We start from the raw sequence: 17,059 nt of genomic DNA, 5'->3' as shown, positions 1-17,059 counted from the left end.
CACGATGGACAACAACAATCGGAGTGAGGGTTATGAAACTGCTGAAGACCGTACTGGCCGCATCCGTACTGGCGCTTGGCGTCGGTGCCGCTCAGGCCGACGAGGTGCAGATCAAGTTCGGCCACGTCGGTGGCCCGGGATCGCTGTTCGAGAAGACCGCCAACGAGTTCGCCCGTCTGGCCAACGAGCGCCTGGAAGGCGAGGCCGAGGTGGTGACCTATGGCTCCAGCCAGCTGGGTTCCGACGAGCAGATGCTCAACAAGCTCAAGCTCGGCACCATCGATCTGTCGCTGCCGTCCTCGATCATGAGCAGCGTGGCGCCGGAATTCTCGCTGTTCGAGATGCCCTACCTGATCGAGGACCGGGAGCACCTCGCCCGAGTCCGCGACGAGGTACTGCGCGATGTCCTGTATCCGGTCGCCGAAGACAAGCGCTACCGCATCATCGGCATCTGGGAGAACGGCTTCCGCCAGATCACCAACAACGTCCGCCCGATCGTGGTCCCTGAGGATCTGGACGGCATCAAGCTGCGTACCCCCAACGGTGTTTGGCGGGTCGAGATGTTCAAGAGCTACGGCGCATCACCGGCGCCCATGGCGCTGTCCGAGGCCTTCGTCGCGCTGCAGACCGGCGCCATGGACGGTCAGGAAAACCCGCTGGTACAGATCTATTCCCAGCGCTTCCAGGAGGTCCAGGACTACCTGTCGCTGTCCAATCACGTCTATTCCCCGGCCTATGTGCTGGCCGGTGCCAGCTGGACCCGCTTGCCCGAGCACGTCCGCGAGGTGCTGATCGAGACCGCCGAAGAGGTCGAGGCCTTCGCACTGGAGCAGGGCGCCGCGCTTGACGAAAGCCTGGTCAGCACCATGGAAGAGGAAGGCATGGAGGTGAACGAGGTCGACACCGACGCCTTCGTCGAGGGTTCCCGCGGGATCTACGAGAAGTTCGCCGCCGAGGTGGAAGGTGGTGAGGAACTGTTGTCGCGGGTGGAAGCACTGCGCGAATAACGCCTGTCCACTGCGGCCTCTCCACTTTCGGTGAGGCCGCATCCACCTTCGGAGGATGCTCTGTGCTTACCACCATTTCCGCGGCCTACCAGAAGATTCTGGAGGTCATCGTCTTTCTCAATGTGCTGGCGCTGACCCTGGTGGTGACCATCGGGTTCGCGTCACGCCTGTTGGGCTCTCCTTTCAGCTGGTACGACGAGGTCGCCTCGATCGGACTGGCTTGGCTGACCTACTACGGCGCCGCCCTGGCCGCCCTCAAGGGCGCCCATATCGCCTGTCCCAGCGTGATCAACATGGTTTCGCCGTCCATTCGCCTGCCCATTGCGCTGCTCGCCGAGGCGATCACCATCGGCTTCTTCGTGCTGCTCGGCGTCACCGGTTTTCAGGTGGTGCAGATTCTTGAAGGCTCCACCCTGGTGAGCCTGCCCAGCATCTCGGTGCAGTTCACCCAGTCGGTGATTCCGATCGGTGCCGCGATGTTCATTCTCGCCCAGCTGCTCAGGCTCCCCGAGGTCATCCGGGCGGCCAAGGGAGCCGGCTTCGTCGATCACGAGCTCGAAGAGGCCGGTGTGCTGGCCGACGACGTGCGTACCGACGATTCACCCACCGGTCCGCAGCGCGCCAGCTGACGAGGAGAACCCCATGATCATTGCTTCCATGTTCTTCGGCCTGATCGGGCTGATACTGATCAACGTGCCGGTGGCCATCGCCCTCGGCCTCGTCGGCGCCCTGGCCACCGTGGCCAGCTACGGCACCCTGGCCCTGCCCAATGTCGGCATGGTGATGTTCGACGGTGCTACCAAGTTCCCGCTGATCGCGATACCGCTGTTCATCCTGGCCGGCGCCATCATGAACGCCTCGAGCATCTCGCGCCGTCTGATCGATCTGGCCTCGGCCATGGTCGGCTTCATCAAGGGCGGTCTCGCCATGGTGACCATCGGCGCCTCGATCTTCTTTGCCGAGATCTCTGGCTCCGCCGTCGCAGGTGTCTCGGCGATCGGCTCGATCCTGATTCCGGCCATGCGCAAGAAGGGCTACTCTAAGGAGTTCGCCGCAGCCATCTCGTCCTCGGCGGCGAGCCTGGCGATCATCCTGCCGCCGTCGATCCCGATGATCCTCTACGCGGTCATGTCCGGCGAATCGGTGGTCAAGATGTTCGTCGCCGGCATCTTCCCTGGGCTGCTCGGCGCCCTGGGGCTGGCGGCCATGTGCTACTTCCTGGCGCGTCGTCACAACCTGCCGGCGGAGCAGAGCTTCCAGGCCTCGCGTCTGTGGGAGGCCTTCAAGGGCGCCATCTGGGCGCTGCTGATTCCGGTGATCATCCTCGGCGGCATCTTCGGCGGCATCGTCACCGCCACCGAGGGCGCGGCGCTGGCGGTGGTCGTGGCGATCTTCATCAGCGCGGTGATCTATCGCGAGTTCAGCCTCAAGATCTTCTACAAGGCCTGTCTCGATGCTGGCGTGCAGACGGCGGTGGTGATGCTGCTGGTGGCTTCCTCTGCGGTGGTCGGTCTGTATCTGACCGAGACCCAGATTCCCCAGCAGCTGGCCAACTCGATCGCCGAGATGACCGACAACAAGTACGTGGTACTGGCGCTTCTGAACGTCATCTTCCTGGTGCTGGGCATCTTCCTGCACTCGGCGGCGGCGATCATCCTGGTGGTGCCCATCGTGCTGCCGCTGGTGACCGCGGTGGGCATCGATCCGCTGCACTTCGGTCTGATCGTGACGCTGAACCTGGCCATCGGCCAGCAGACCCCGCCGGTAGCCAGCGTACTGATCGCTTCCTGCTCCATCGCCAAGGCCGACATCTGGGCCACCACGCGCACCAATCTGTGGTTCCTGGCGGTGCTGTTCGTGATCCTGCTGATCAACACCTACGTGCCCGCCGTGGCCCTGGCGCTGGTCAACCTGATCTACGGCGTGTGATCGCGACCACCACAAGGAGAACAACGACATGAGCGACAACGATCAAGGCCAGGTGCACTACCACAGCGAAGACGGCGTCGCCTGGCTGACCTTCGATCGCACCGCCAGTCGCAACGCCATGACCTGGCAGATGTACGACCAGCTCGAGGCCCACTGCGAGACCATCGAGAACGACCCGGAGCTGGTGGCGGTAGTCATGCGTGGCGCCGGCGGCGAAGCCTTCGTCGCCGGCACCGACATCAAGCAGTTCGCCGCCTTCGACAAGGGCGAAGACGCCATCGCCTACGAGCGTCGCATCGACCGGGTGGTCGGGCGGGTGGAGAACCTGCCGCTGCCGACGCTGGCGCTGCTGGAAGGCTTCTGTGTCGGCGGTGGCGCCGCCATCGCTCTGGCCTGTGACTTCCGCCTGGCGACACCGAGTCTCAAGTTCGGCATCCCCATCGCCAGGACGCTGGGCAACTGCCTGTCGATCACCAACGTCTCGCGGCTGGTCGAGCACGCCGGTATCGCCCGGGCCAAGCAGGTACTGATGGCGGGCGAACTGGTACGTGCCGAGGAGGCCCTGGCCCTGGGCCTGGTCGGCGAGATCGTCGACGCCGAGGCCATCGAGGCGACGGTGGCCGAGCGCGCGCAGGCGTTCAAGGAGCGTGCCCCCTTGACCGTGCGGGCGGCCAAGGAGGTGATCCAGCGGGTCATCGAACAGCGCCGCCCGGCCTTCGACGCCAGCGACGACTGGATCGCCACCTGCTACACCAGCCGCGACTTCAAGGCCGCGGTGGACAAGTTCGTCAACAAGACACCGTTCCGCTGGCAGGGTCAGTAAAGGCCCTGAGGCAAGGAGAACCACAATGCTGCCACTCGATGGGATCAAGGTACTCGACGTTTCGCAGATCATGGCCGGCCCCTACTGCACCATGGTGCTGGGAGACATGGGCGCCGAGGTGATCAAGGTCGAGAAGGCCAACGGCGGCGACGACAGCCGCCAGATGGGCCCCTACGTCGAGGATGAATCGACCTGTTTCGCCCAGATCAACCGCAACAAGAAGAGCATTTCGCTCAACCTGAAAGAAGAGAAGGGCCGCGAGGTGTTCTATCGCCTCGCCAAGGAAGCCGACGTGGTGGTCGAGAACTATCGACCCGGCGTCACCCAGTCGCTGAAGATCGACTACGACAGCCTCAAGGCGATCAACCCGGGGCTGATCTACTGCTCGATCTCGGGCTACGGCCAGACCGGTCCGTCGCGTCACAAGGGCGGCTTCGACCTGGTGGCCCAGGGCATGAGCGGGCTGATGTCGATGACCGGCGAACCGGGCCGGCGTCCGCTCAAGACCGGGGTCGCCGTCTACGATATCGGCGCCGGGCTGACCGCCATCTACTCGATCCTGGCGGCCTATATCCACCGTCAGCGTAGTGGCGAAGGCCAGCACCTGGACATCGCCATCGCCGAGTGTGGCCTGCCCTGGTTCACCTGGGAGGCGGGTGCCTACTTCTCCGAAGGCCGAGTGCCCGAGGCCACCGGCTGGCGCCATCGGGTGTCCGCGCCCTACCAGGCGATGCGGGTACGCGACGGTTACATGATGCTCGGCTGCGCCAACCAGCGTACCTGGGAGCGCTTCTGCGAGGACGTCATCGAGCGCCCCGAGCTGATGGTCGACGAGCGCTTCAAGACCAACCTCGACCGCGGGGCCAACGTCGAGGCGCTGGAGGCGATCCTCGAGGACATCCTCGGGCAACAGGATCGCGCCTACTGGCTCGATCGCTGTGACGCCGCCGGGGTGCCGGCAGGGCCGATCAACGACTTCGACCAGGCCATGCACGATGAACACTACCTGGCCCGCGAGATGGTGCTGGAGGTCGATCATCCGACCATGGGGCGGATGAAGACCCTGGGCTTTCCCAGCAAGTTCTCGGCGACCCCGTTGGCGATTCGCCAGCCGGCGCCGCTGTTCGCCCAGCACACCGACGAGGTGCTTGGGGAGATCGGGCTGGCAGCGGACGAGATCGAAGCGCTGCGTCAGCAGGGTGCCGTGCGCTGACACCGGCACCACCGCGATCGGCAGCTAGCGTCTGGCATGTCGCCGAATCGGTGGGGCGGTGTCACCATAAAAATTGCATTCATTATTACAAATTATTACAAGAAGGGCGCGGCAGCGCTTGTCGCCCGAACAGCTATCCAGGCGTCGCCCAGTGCGACGTCTGGCCAGGAGGCCTTACATGCTGAATCTCGACTTTCATCCCACCGGACGTCACTTCCTCCAGATCCCCGGCCCCTCGCCGGTACCGGATCGTATCCTGCGGGCCATGAGCCTGCCGACCATCGATCACCGTGGCCCGGAGTTCGGCGCCCTCGGACGTGAATTGCTCGGCAAGGTCGGCAAGATCTTCAAGACCGACAAGCCGGTGATCATCTATCCGGCTTCCGGTACCGGGGCCTGGGAGGCCGCCCTGGCCAATACCCTGTCGCCGGGGGATCAGGTGTTGATGTTCGAGACCGGCCACTTCGCCTCGCTGTGGCATCGTCTGGCCCTGCGTCTTGGACTCGAGCCCGAGTTTCTGGGCCTGCCGGGGGCCGAGGGCTGGCGCCACGGTGTCCAGGCCGACATGATCGAGGCACGCCTCAAGCAAGACACCGAGCAGCGGATCAAGGCGGTGTGCGTGGTCCACAACGAGACCTCCACCGGTGTTACCAGCGACATCGCCGCGGTGCGCCGGGCGATCGACGCCGCCGGTCATCCGGCGCTGTTGCTGGTCGATACTATCTCGGGGCTTGCCAGCGCCGACTATCGCCACGACGAGTGGGGTGTCGACGTCACTATTTCCGGCTCCCAGAAGGGACTGATGCTGCCGCCGGGGATCAGCTTTAACGCGATCTCCGACAAGGCCCTGGCCGCCAGTCGCGAGTCGCGGTTGCCCAAGAGCTTCTGGGCCTGGGACGAGATCCTCGAGGCCAACCAGGGGGGCTACTGGCCCTATACCCCCAATACCAATCTGCTCTACGGCCTCAACGAGGCCATCGACATGCTGCTGGACGAGGGGCTGGATAACGTCCTGGCCCGCCATCAGCGCTGGGCGGCGGGTGTGCGCGCGGCGGTGAACGCCTGGGGACTCGAGATCCAGTGCCAGGACCCCGAGGTCTACTCGCCGGTGCTGACCGGCGTGGTGATGCCGGAGGGCGTCGACGCCGATGCCGTGCGCAAGCTGATCTACGAGCGCTTCGACCTGTCGCTCGGCACCGGGCTTGGCAAGGCCAAGGGGCGCATGTTCCGTATCGGCCACCTGGGCGACTGCAACGACCTGACGCTGATGGCGACCCTGGCCGGCTGCGAGATGGGGCTGAAGCTTTCCGGGGTGAGCCTTGCCGGCAGCGGCGTCGAGGCTGCCATGGCGTACTTCTCCGAGAACCCGGCGCCCCACGTGGCCCGCCTTGCTCGCGATTGAACCACCGCCCGCCCGTCGGCGGCGCTGTCGCCGACGGTCTACCCAGGGTTATCAAGGAGAGGGTGATGAACTCGTTGACGTCTGCCGCCAAGGGGCGGGATGCACGGATCCAGCCGCTGCCGGACTTTGCCGCGCGCCTGGCCAGGGAAATCCAGGGCGAGGTGCTGTTCGACGCCGCCAGTCGCGGCCGTTATTCCACCGACGCCTCGATCTATCAGATCACCCCGGTGGGCGTGGTGATCCCGCGCCATCAGGATGATCTGGCCACGGCCCTGGAGATCGCTCGTGGGGAAGGCATTCCGGTGCTGCCTCGGGGTGGCGGCACCAGTCAGTGCGGCCAGACGGTGGGAGAGGCGCTGGTGATCGACGCCAGCCGCCATCTGAACGGTGTGGTGTCCTTCGACAAGGAAGCGCGTACGGTGGTGGTCGAGCCCGGCATCGTGCTCGATCACCTCAACGCCTGGCTCAAGCCCCATGGCCTGTGGTTCCCGGTGGATGTATCCACCAGCGCCCAGTGCACCCTGGGCGGCATGGCCGGCAACAACTCCTGCGGCTCGCGCTCGATCCACTACGGCAACATGGTGCATAACGTCCAGGCACTGGACGTCCTGCTGGCCGACGGCGAGAAGGTGCACCTCGGTCTGGTCGACGAGCTGGCCGCCGGTTCCCGGGCGGCGCGGCTGGCCGAGCAGGTCGAGGCCATCGCCCGGCGCGAAGGCGAGCGCATCCGCGAGCACTATCCCAAGGTGCTCAGGCGGGTGGCGGGCTACAACCTCGATCTGTTCGACTGTCAGAACCCGCTGCCCTATGAGGCCGACGGTCGCGCCAACCTGGCCCATCTGCTGGTGGGGTCCGAGGGAACCCTGGCGCTGACCCGCCAGTTGACCTTGAAGCTGTCACCGTTGCCGCAGCACAAGGTGCTGGGGGTGGTGAACTTCCCCACCTTCTATCAGGCCATGGACCTGACCCAGCACATCGTGACCCTGTCACCGACGGCGGTGGAGCTGGTCGATCAGACCATGATCGCGCTGTCGCTGGAGAATCCGTCCTTCCGTCCGGTGATCGAGAAGGCCCTGATCGGCAAGCCCGAGGCGGTGCTGCTGGTGGAATTCGCCGGCGAGAATCGCGACGAGCTGCTGGCGAGCCTGGCCCGGTTGAACGAGCTGATGGCAGACCTGGGACTTCCGGACTGTGTCGTCGACATGCCCGAACCCAAGGCCCAGAAGGCGCTGTGGGACGTGCGCAAGGCGGGACTCAACATCATGATGAGCATGAAGGGCGACGGCAAGCCGGTGTCCTTCATCGAGGACTGTGCGGTGCCGCTCGAGCATCTGGCCGAGTACACCGACAAGCTCACCGAGGTGTTCCGTCGTCACGGCACCGAGGGCACCTGGTACGCCCACGCCAGCGTCGGCACCCTGCACGTGCGCCCGATTCTCGACATGCGCCGGGACGGCGCCGAGAAGATGCGCGCCATCGCCGAGGAGGCCTCGGCACTGGTCAAGGCCTACAAGGGGGCCTACTCCGGCGAGCACGGCGATGGCATCTGTCGCGGCGAGTGGGTGGCCTGGCAGTTTGGCGAGACACTCAACGACGCCTTCCGCGAGGTCAAGGGGCTGTTCGACCCGGACAACCTGCTCAACCCCGGCAAGATCGTCGACACCCCGAAGATGGACGACTCGCGGCTTTTCCGCTTTCCCGGGGAGTACCAGCGCATCGAACTGACGCCGGTGCTGGACTGGTCGCCCTGGAACGTCGAGCGAGATCCCTTGAACGGCGAGCAGACCCCACCGGGTAGCGGCCGCGATGTCACCGGCGGCCTCGCCAGCGCAGTGGAGATGTGCAACAACAACGGCCACTGCCGCAAGTTCGATGCCGGCACCATGTGTCCTAGCTACCGCATCACCCGCGACGAGAAGCACCTGACCCGCGGCCGCGCCAATACCCTGCGCCTGGTGTTGTCCGGCCAGCTCGGTCGCGACGGCTTGGCCAGCGACGAGGTCAAGGAGGCGCTCGATCTGTGCGTTTCCTGCAAGGGCTGCAAGCGTGACTGTCCCACCGGCGTCGATATGGCGCGGATCAAGATCGAGGCCCGGGCGGCACGGGTCGCCAAGGAAGGGGTGTCGCTGCGCGAGCGACTGATCGGTGACCTGCCCAGGCGCGCACCGGTGCTGCGACGCCTGTCACCCTTGGTGAAGGCCATCGACGGCATGCCCTGGCTGGCCTCACCGCTGAAGCGGGCGCTGGGGCTGGCCGAGGAGCGCGCGCTGCCACGCGTCACCGACGACTACCTGGGGCGGGCCCGACAGGGCGAGCGACCGGCCGTTGGCGACCAGGCGGTGAAGGAGGTGGTGCTGTTCGTCGACACCTTCAACAACTATATGGAAGCCGACAACGCCGAGGCCGCCATGCGCGTGCTGCAAGCCGCGGGTTACCGGGTGATCCTGGCGAGCGCTGCGGATCGTCGTCCGCTGTGCTGCGGGCGTACCTACCTGGCCAGCGGTCAGGTCGATCGGGCCCGGGCGGAGGCCGAGCGGACCCTGGCGGCGCTGACCCCCCACGTGGAAAAAGGGCTTGCCGTGGTCGGGCTCGAGCCATCCTGCCTGCTGACCCTGCGCGACGAGTTCCTGGGCTTCGGCCTGGGCGAACCCGCCAAGCGACTGGCCGAGGCGAGCCTGCTGTTCGAGGAATTTCTGGTGCGCGAGAAGGACGCCGGCAGGCTGGAGCTGTCGCTCGAGGCGCTGCCGGTGTCGCGGGCGCTGCTCCATGGCCACTGTCACCAGAAGGCGTTCGATGCCCTGACGCCGGTGCAGCAGGTGCTGTCCTGGATTCCCGAGCTCGAGGTGGAGACCATTCAGTCGTCGTGCTGCGGCATGGCCGGCAGCTTTGGCTACGAGCGTGAGCACTATGAGGCCTCCATGCAGATGGCGGAACTCTCGTTGCTGCCGGCGGTGCGCGACGCCGAGGATGCGCTGATCGTGGCCGACGGCACCAGCTGTCGTCACCAGATTCGTGACGGTGCCGCACGTGAGGCGCGTCATGTCGCCAGGGTGCTGGCCGAGGCGCTGGCCTGAGTCGTCGGGAGGGCAGGGGGGCAATGCTCGGGTGACGGTCCTCTTGTGACAGTTCAGGAATGACAGTTTAGGGCGACAGTCCTCAGACGAAATCCGAACTGGCATACTCGGGGAAAGGGCAGCGCGAACAAGGAGAGCGCCATGATCGACCTACGCAGCGATACCGTGACCCAACCGACCGAGGCCATGCGTGATGCCATGGCCATCGCACCGGTGGGCGATGACGTCTGGGGTGATGACCCCAGCGTCGCCGCCTTCGAGGCTGAGGTGGCCGATCGCGCGGGCTTCGCCGCGGCGGCCTTCTTTCCCTCCGGCACCCAGAGCAATCTGACCGCCATGCTGGTCCACTGCGCGCGTGGCGACGAAGTGATCGCCGGGCAACGCTCGCACATCTATCGCGATGAAGGCGGCGGTGCCGCTGTCCTTGGCGGTATCCAGCCCCAGCCCCTGGCCCAGCAGGCAGACGGACGCATGGCGCTTGAGGATATCGCCGAGGCCATCAAGGGAGACGATATCCATCATGCGCGAACCCGACTGATCGCACTGGAAAATACCTTTCAGGGTCGGGTATTGCCCCAGGACTATGTGCAGGAGGTGACCGGCCTTGCCGCCGAGCGAGGCCTGGCCTGTCACCTCGATGGCGCCCGCCTGTTCAACGCCAGTGTCGCCACCGGCAAGTCGCTGGCGGAGCTGTGCGCCGGTTTCGATTCTGTATCTCTGTGCTTTTCCAAGGGGCTGGGCGCGCCGGTGGGCTCGTTGCTGGTCGGCGGCGAGCGCTTTATCGCCGCGGCCCGTCGCTGGCGCAAGACTCTGGGAGGCGGCATGCGCCAGTCGGGGCTGCTGGCGGCGGCCTGTCGGCATGCCTTGCATCACCATGTGGAGCGACTGGCCGACGACCACCGTCATGCCCGCCAGCTCGCCGAGTGGCTGGGTGGTATTGAAGGCATCGGGGTGGCAGGTCAGGCCACCAACATGGTCTTTCTCGACGTACCGGCTCCTCACTGCGCCGCACTGGAGGGCTTTCTTGCCGAGCGTGGCATCTTGATCGCGGTGAGGCCGCGCACCCGCCTGGTGACCCATCTGGGGGTCAGCGAGTCGGATGTTCGCCGAGTGGCGACGGAGATCGCAGCGTACTTTGCCTCTCTCGCACAGGAACCGATAACGGAGTAGGCAGAGTTTGGAAACAGCGTCCACTATATAGGCAGGGTGGGCGCCCAGCGCCCCCCATCCACAAGGATAACCTCGTCAGGAGCGGGCCATGGCCATCTATCGTCTGGGTAACCATTCCCCCCATATTCATCGCACCGTCTTCGTCGCCGAGAGCGCCGAGGTCATCGGCCAGGTGAAAATCCATGAAGACGCCAGCATCTGGTACCAGGCGGTACTCAGGGGCGACACCGAATCACTTGAAGTGCGCGAAGGCAGCAATATCCAGGATGGCGCCGTGCTGCACGCCGATCCCGGCTACCCGCTGTCGGTGGGACCGGGCGTCACGGTGGGGCACCAGGCGATGTTGCATGGCTGCACCGTGGGCGAGGGCTCGTTGATCGGCATCCAGGCGGTGGTGCTCAACGGCGCCGTGATCGGCAAGAACTGCCTGATCGGGGCAGGGGCGCTGGTCAAGGAAGGCGCCGAGATCCCCGACAACAGCCTTGTCGTCGGCTCGCCGGGCAAGGTGATCCGGCAACTGGACGACAAGGCCATCGCCGCACTCAAGACCAATGCCGAGGGCTACGTGACCAAGGCGCGGCTACATCGTACCCGGCTGGCTCGCATCGGCTAGGTCATCAGAGCCTGCGCTCGTCGACGTATCGGACAGCGCCTGGCGCCCCTTCGCAAGAGGCCACGGACACTTCGCCGCGCTGTCTGTGGTCTGCGGGCAACTCGTCAACACCCTGGAGGGAGCCTCCCCGGCCTAGAGATGCCGTCGGGTCGGCCTTCTGTGCCGCTTGACCCTGTGTGGACCGGGAGCCTTGTGCCTCAGCAACAGCATGGATTCCGAGGATCTCGCGCCGTTGGTAATCACCACGACGGCGATCACGGTGATCATGGCAAGCAGCAGATAGGACATCTGAATTTCCCCTGGTCGAGAGTCGTGGCCCTTGTCGAGGCCATGCGTCCGTGGGCGCTCACGAAGAGCCATCCCCTGGTCAGTACGAAGGCAACGCGCCTTGCCGGTGAACCTGAAAGCAAGAATGCTGCACGTGCGTACTACACTGAATTAACTCTAGGCGCAGGGTATAAGGGTCGCCATATCGGCACAGAGGTAGTCAAACTGTGCTTAGAGTGGCGCAGTTCTCGAGCAAAGGTGGCGCCTGTCGCCAACAAGAAGGGGGTGTCATCGTCGATGACACCCCCTTGTCGGTCAGCCAGGTGGCGCCTGGCTTGGCGTAGTGCCTACTGCAACAGCCCCATCAGCGGGTCGGAGATACCGACCACCTGCATCGCCACCAGCCCGATCAGCCCCGCCGCGAGCACATAGTAGATGGTCGGCAGGATGGTCTTGCGAATGGTGATGCCCTCGCGTCCCAGCAGGCCCACGGTGGCCGAGGCGGCTACCACGTTGTGGATGGCGATCATGTTGCCGGCGGCGGCGCCGACGGCCTGAAGCGCCACCATCAGCGCGGTGGACACACCGAGTTGCTGGGCCACGTTGAACTGGAAGTCTGCCAGCATCAGGTTGGACACGGTGTTGGAGCCGGCGATGAAGGCACCCAGCGCGCCGACGGCAGGAGCGAACAGCGGATAGATGTCGCCGACACCGTTGGCCACCGCGGTGGCCATGGCCACCGGCATGGAGGCCAGATCCGCGCCGTTGACGCCGGAGTTGATCAGAATGCGCACCATGGGGATGGTGAACACCAGCACGAAGCCGGCGCCCAGCAGGGTACGGCTGGATTCACTGAAGGCCGCCTTGAGCTGATTGCCGTTCATGCGATGCATCAGAGCGGTGATCAGCACCACCATCAGCAGGATTCCGCCGGGCAGGTAGAGTGGCTGTAGGCTGCCGGAGATACCGGCCTCACCCAGGATGTCGCTGAAGCCCAGGCTTACCGAGGTCAGTGCCTGCTTGAACGGCTCGATGGTACGTGACGCCACCAGCAGTACCGCCAGCAGCACGTAGGGCAGCCAGCCCATGAAGGTGCTCATCGGTGCGCGGCCCACGACCTCGTCGGCCTTGATGCTGAGCTTGCCGATCCAGTGGGCAGGCCAGCTGTCACTTTCCGGGAAGTCCCAGCTCTTTTCGGGAATCAGGAAACCGCGACGGGCGGCCGGGACCACGATGGCAAGGCCTACCATGGCGCCGATCATCGACGGGAATTCGGGGCCCAGGAAGACTCCGGCCAGGGCGTAGGGCACCACGAAGGCGACGCCTGCGAAGATCGCGAAGGGAGCAATCGCCAGGCCTTCCTTCCAGGAGCGGTTGGCACCGAAGAAGCGCACCATGACGCTGACCATGATCAGCGGCATAAGCACACCGACCACGGCATGCACCAGCGCGACTTCTCCGGCAATCAGGCGGAAGTACTCCATCCAGGTGGAGCCGCCGGCTTCCAGCGTCTCGGTGATGCCGACCTTGTCCAGGCCACCGGCGACACCGACCACGATGGGGGTGCCGACAGCGCCGAAGGACACCGGGGTGGACTGGATCATCATGCCCACCACCACAGCGGCAAGTGCCGGGAAGCCCAGCGCGACCATCAGCGGGGCGGCCACCGCCGCCGGCGTGCCGAAGCCCGAGGCGCCCTCGATGAAGCAGCCGAACAGCCAGGCCACGATGATCGCCTGGACGCGGCGGTCCGGGCTGATGCCGGAGAAGCCATTGCGAATGGCGGCGATACCGCCGGAGTGCTTCAGGGTGTTGAGCAGCAGGATGGCGCCGAAGATGATCCACAGGATCGCCACGGTCAGGATCAACCCTTGCAGGGTCGAGGCCAGGACCCGTGTGAAGGTCATGTCCCAGGCCACCAGGGCAATCAGCGCGGTGACCAGAAAGACGATGGGCATGGCGACCTTGGCGGCCATGCGCATGCCGATCAGCAGGATGCCGGCCAGTATGAGCGGCACAAAGGCTATCAAGGCTAGAGTGGTGTCGGTCATGGTGTTGGGGTCTCTTGTCGTGTCCTTGTTTGTAATATCCGTTGTGTCGAAGTTGGCGGTCTCACGCCGGGGTAAGGCTCGGACAAGGCGGCACGATAAGCCGACTAGCGAAATCGTTCTAGACTGGGATATTGGTCAGACCAATGCAGCGCTGATGACTCCTCGTCCGATCATTCTTCAAATTTATTGTTTAACAGTAGGTTAGAGTTGACAAAGACGCTGGAGGCGGGTGCGAACGAGGCTAGTTTCTTAGACTAATGGACAGGTTTGTCTCCATCCCTCAGGAAATCATGGCGTTGGCGAGGTGGGCGGTTGATGGCACTATCGGCAGACATTCCCCTTCTAGAGGTATCTGGCATGGCCCTGGTGATGTACGACCTGTGTGGCATCGATGAGTCACTGCGTTTTTCTCCCTTCTGCTGGCGAGCCAAGCTGGCCATCGCCCACAAGGGGCTCGAGGTGGAGGCGCGGCCCTGGTGCTTTACCGAAAAGGAAAAGCTCGAATTCACGGACCATGACAAGGTCCCGGTGCTGATCGATGGCGACGAAGTGATCACCGACAGTTTCGAGATCCTGCGTTACCTGGATCGTGCCTACCCTGAGGCCCCGACGCTGCTTGGCGGTCCCTTGGCCGAATCCCGCGCCCGCTTTTTCAAGCACTACAGCGAGCGCGCCCTGCAGCTGCCGATCCTGCGTACCATCGTGATGGACCTGATGAACGCCATCCATCCCAAGGACCGCGACTACTTCCGCACCACTCGTGAAAAACGCCTGGGCATGACCCTGGAGCAGTTCCATTCTCCGGCCAAGGGGCTCAGCCAGCTCGATAGCGCCCTGGAGCCCCTGCGTGGCCAGCTGTCGGGAAGCGACTTCATTGATGGCGACACACCCGGTGCGGCGGACTACCTGGTGTTTGCCAACTTCATGTGGGCGCGTTCGGTGTCCACCGCGGATCTGGTGTCCAATGCCGATCCGGTTTACGCCTGGATCGAGCGGATGCTTGATGCCAATGGCGGTGTCGGCCGCAACGCGGTGCGCATCTGTGATATCGAAGGCGCCTATCGCGCCTGACCCTTGCTGCCGAGCGAGGCGACGCCCTGATATCGTCGTCTCGCTCTTTGCTCTTTGCTCTTTGCTCTCTGCTCTCTGCTCTCTGCTTTCTGCTCTCTGCTCTCTGCTCTCTGCTCTCGACTCTTGGCTCCTCGTTGCGCTTCCCTCCTCAGTTTCCTTCGGTAAGCTTTCGCCTTTAGTCTGCGGCGATCATGACCCCTCGGTTATTACCGCATGTCGATCATGGCTTTAGAGGATCGCCAGCAAGGGCCCTCGTCTTGGCTAATCTTGCAGATATCTTTTGGAAGGCCATCGGACAACGCTGCGGTAGCTGTACCGAGCTGGTGAATCTGCGTGCAAGTTGCTCCGGTGGCCCGTCGGAAATGGCGAAGCAGCGGTCTTGTGTTTGATGACGAAGCTGTCGATTGTCGCTACTGCCGATTGTCGCTGCTGTCGATTGTCTCTATCGGCGACCGTCGTTATTGGCGATTGTATTGGTCGTTATGTCTCACAAAAGCGTGTTTATTGTGCTTCTGGAGCTGGTGCCGCTGCTGTCATCAGAGCGTCAATCATCTACTGCTATGGTGCGAATGGTGCGCCGCTGGGCAGATGCTGAGAATGCTGGGTGACTTTACCCGCGTTAGTGCAATTAGTGGCTCGTATATGCCTTATATGATGTTGCGGTGCAACAAGGTGCGTTCTAGTCTTCACATGCGAGACGATTCTGTGCTCGTTTGAAGACGATATGTAACCGGTGCAGCACAAGATACTGCCAGGCTGCCTCGTCTCGTCGTTGTTACGGCGGTCAGGCTGCCCGTGGGCCGAGCGTGCTGGCATACCTATAGGGAGTACCAACATGAGCGAGAACAAGGCAATGCCGACAATGGAAAACATGATCCCCTCCATGGACAAATTGTTGAGTCCGTGGCGTGAGGGGAGCCTGCTGACGCTGGAGTATTCCCAGAAGATGCTGGATGTGCGTTTCAAGACCATGGACTCCGCCATGAAGGCAGGTATCGCACAGGCCCGGTCCTGGTGCGAAGTGCGCGATGCCGAAAGTCTGAAGAACGCCAGCCAGTCCCAGCAGGAAACCCTGTCGGTGATCGGAGAGAGCCTGCGCGAGGAGAGCGAGACGTTGCTCAAGTTGAGCAAGGAGTACCAGGAAAAGTGTCAGGGAGTGGCCAAGGAAGCGCTGGATTCGGCCAAGGAGTAGCGGCGAAGCTGGTACGTTCTGGACGCCAGGGGCGTCGGTCGGAGACATCGGCTAGCGTCATCGTCGAGGAATATTGCCCGCAGACACGGCCCTGAGACACGGCCCGGATACATGGCTCGGTGATATGGCTCGGCGATATGGTCCGGAGATATCGACGTCGACATGTCGATGATGACACCGGCAGGCTCAAGCAGAGATATCAAAAAAGAAGAATGGAGCCAGCAGGAACGTCACCAGCAAGCGTTTAGCTAGCAGGAAATTAGCTAGAAAGAGATTAGCTAGAAAGAGATTAGTCAGAAGTAAATAAAGCAGTAAAAAGGTGCCTGGCCCCGAGCGACAGGCGCTGCGCAAGTCGCGGAAAGGTGGGCACGAGCGTAATGGTCCCGCCTTGGGTGCAGTTTCAGCATGGTCGTGAGATGAGGTAGTGCAACTCAAGCGAGAGCGACGAGCCCCAGAAGTGAGGTAGCGCAACTCTACTGTCGTGCAGCTGGCAGGGCCCAGAGCATGACCCGGTGGTTCGCTGAACGTGGCCGATGGGCACCACGTGAAAGGGTCTGGTAGGCCGCCATCCACATGGGGCCGTTCGTCTACAACCAGCCCGGACGCGAAAAGCGTGACGATTTCAGGATGACGAGAGCGCCAAGGCCTCTGGTCATCGACGTAGGGTTTGGCGGCCGGTCACCAGGTGACCGGCCGTTTTTGTGTGCTTGCTACTTCAGCTAGCGCGATCTTCCAGTCGGAACCGAGCGATCCGATTGATCTGCACCACGGCTTCCTGCCTTTCCTGCTCGGCTGAGTTGTTCAGGCGCTGTTCGAAGGCGGCGAGGATGGTGTGCCGATTGCCGCCCTTGACCGCCATGATGAAGGGAATACCAAAACGCGCCTTGTAGCTTTCGTTGAGGCGGGTGAAGCGCTCCAGCTCCTCCGGGGTGCACTGGTCCAGCCCGGCCCCGGCCTGCTCGCGGGTGGAGTCGTTGGTCAACTCGCCTGCGGCGGCAGCCTTGCCGGCAAGATCAGGGTGCGCCCGGATGACCTGCAGCTGTTCCTCCGGGGAGGCGTCGCTGAGGACCTGGCCCATGTGCTCGGCAAGACGTACCGGGTCGTCATGCTGCTCGTTCAGGCCACGATCGAAGGCACGCTCCGCCACCCAGGGTGAGTGCTCGAAGACGTCTCCGTAGGTGGTCACGAATTGGGTCTTGTCCATCTGGCTGGGGCGTTGGGTGAGGCTAGGCATGGGGAGTGGCTCC

General features: G+C 63.7%; 13 protein-coding genes. 11 read left to right on the top strand and 2 right to left on the bottom strand.

Going from position 1 to position 17,059, the window contains the following annotated elements; translation table 11 throughout:
- Positions 1-32: 32 nt before the first annotated feature.
- From NFI08_RS00485 to NFI08_RS00445, 9 genes are all read left to right on the top strand, one after another.
- The gene (locus tag NFI08_RS00485; RefSeq protein WP_348814752.1) at positions 33-1,007 is read left to right on the top strand and encodes a TRAP transporter substrate-binding protein; all 975 of its coding nucleotides are present in this window, start codon (positions 33-35) and stop codon (positions 1,005-1,007) included.
- 62 nt (positions 1,008-1,069) lie between these two features.
- Entirely contained in the window at positions 1,070-1,636 is a 567-nt protein-coding gene (locus tag NFI08_RS00480) for a TRAP transporter small permease (protein WP_071211091.1), read from the top strand.
- A 13-nt stretch (positions 1,637-1,649) separates the two neighbouring features.
- Positions 1,650-2,936, top strand: a complete 1,287-nt coding sequence (locus NFI08_RS00475) for a TRAP transporter large permease (RefSeq protein ID WP_045991726.1) — start codon at positions 1,650-1,652, stop codon at positions 2,934-2,936.
- 28 nt (positions 2,937-2,964) lie between these two features.
- Positions 2,965-3,759, top strand: coding sequence for an enoyl-CoA hydratase/isomerase family protein (locus NFI08_RS00470; protein ID WP_349586371.1), 795 nt, complete (start codon positions 2,965-2,967; stop codon positions 3,757-3,759).
- A gap of 25 nt (positions 3,760-3,784) precedes the next feature.
- Entirely contained in the window at positions 3,785-4,972 is a 1,188-nt protein-coding gene (locus tag NFI08_RS00465; protein WP_349586368.1) for a CaiB/BaiF CoA transferase family protein, read from the top strand.
- A gap of 178 nt (positions 4,973-5,150) precedes the next feature.
- On the top strand, positions 5,151-6,374 hold the full coding sequence (locus tag NFI08_RS00460; RefSeq protein WP_108448249.1) for a pyridoxal-phosphate-dependent aminotransferase family protein: 1,224 nt from the start codon (positions 5,151-5,153) through the stop codon (positions 6,372-6,374).
- A 65-nt stretch (positions 6,375-6,439) separates the two neighbouring features.
- A complete protein-coding gene (locus tag NFI08_RS00455; protein ID WP_349586364.1) occupies positions 6,440-9,448 on the top strand; it encodes an FAD-binding and (Fe-S)-binding domain-containing protein in 3,009 nt (1,002 codons plus the stop codon).
- A gap of 141 nt (positions 9,449-9,589) precedes the next feature.
- Positions 9,590-10,618 carry a low-specificity L-threonine aldolase gene (gene ltaE / locus NFI08_RS00450; protein ID WP_045991731.1) on the top strand — a complete coding sequence of 343 codons (1,029 nt, stop codon included), beginning with the start codon at positions 9,590-9,592 and terminating at the stop codon, positions 10,616-10,618.
- Positions 10,619-10,706: 88 nt separating this feature from the next.
- A complete protein-coding gene (locus tag NFI08_RS00445) occupies positions 10,707-11,231 on the top strand; it encodes a gamma carbonic anhydrase family protein (RefSeq protein WP_045991732.1) in 525 nt (174 codons plus the stop codon).
- 614 nt (positions 11,232-11,845) lie between these two features.
- Here the strand turns inward: NFI08_RS00445 and NFI08_RS00440 are convergent.
- Entirely contained in the window at positions 11,846-13,549 is a 1,704-nt protein-coding gene (locus NFI08_RS00440) for an L-lactate permease (RefSeq protein ID WP_045991733.1), read from the bottom strand.
- A 357-nt stretch (positions 13,550-13,906) separates the two neighbouring features.
- Between NFI08_RS00440 and NFI08_RS00435 the strand changes: the two genes are divergently transcribed.
- Both NFI08_RS00435 and NFI08_RS00430 read left to right on the top strand, forming a co-directional pair.
- A complete protein-coding gene (locus NFI08_RS00435) occupies positions 13,907-14,620 on the top strand; it encodes a glutathione S-transferase N-terminal domain-containing protein (protein WP_045991734.1) in 714 nt (237 codons plus the stop codon).
- An 835-nt stretch (positions 14,621-15,455) separates the two neighbouring features.
- Positions 15,456-15,812 (top strand): hypothetical protein, encoded by a 357-nt coding sequence (locus tag NFI08_RS00430; RefSeq protein WP_045991735.1) that lies wholly within the window; start codon positions 15,456-15,458, stop codon positions 15,810-15,812.
- 715 nt (positions 15,813-16,527) lie between these two features.
- On the opposite strand, the gene uraD is transcribed toward NFI08_RS00430, so the two are convergent.
- Positions 16,528-17,046 (bottom strand): 2-oxo-4-hydroxy-4-carboxy-5-ureidoimidazoline decarboxylase, encoded by a 519-nt coding sequence (gene uraD, locus NFI08_RS00425; protein WP_045991736.1) that lies wholly within the window; start codon positions 17,044-17,046, stop codon positions 16,528-16,530.
- Positions 17,047-17,059: the final 13 nt, after the last annotated feature.

It is taken from the genome of Halomonas sp. EF61, from assembly GCF_040147045.1.
GTDB lineage: Bacteria > Pseudomonadota > Gammaproteobacteria > Pseudomonadales > Halomonadaceae > Halomonas > Halomonas litopenaei.
This window is presented reverse-complemented; position numbering and strand designations above follow the sequence as displayed.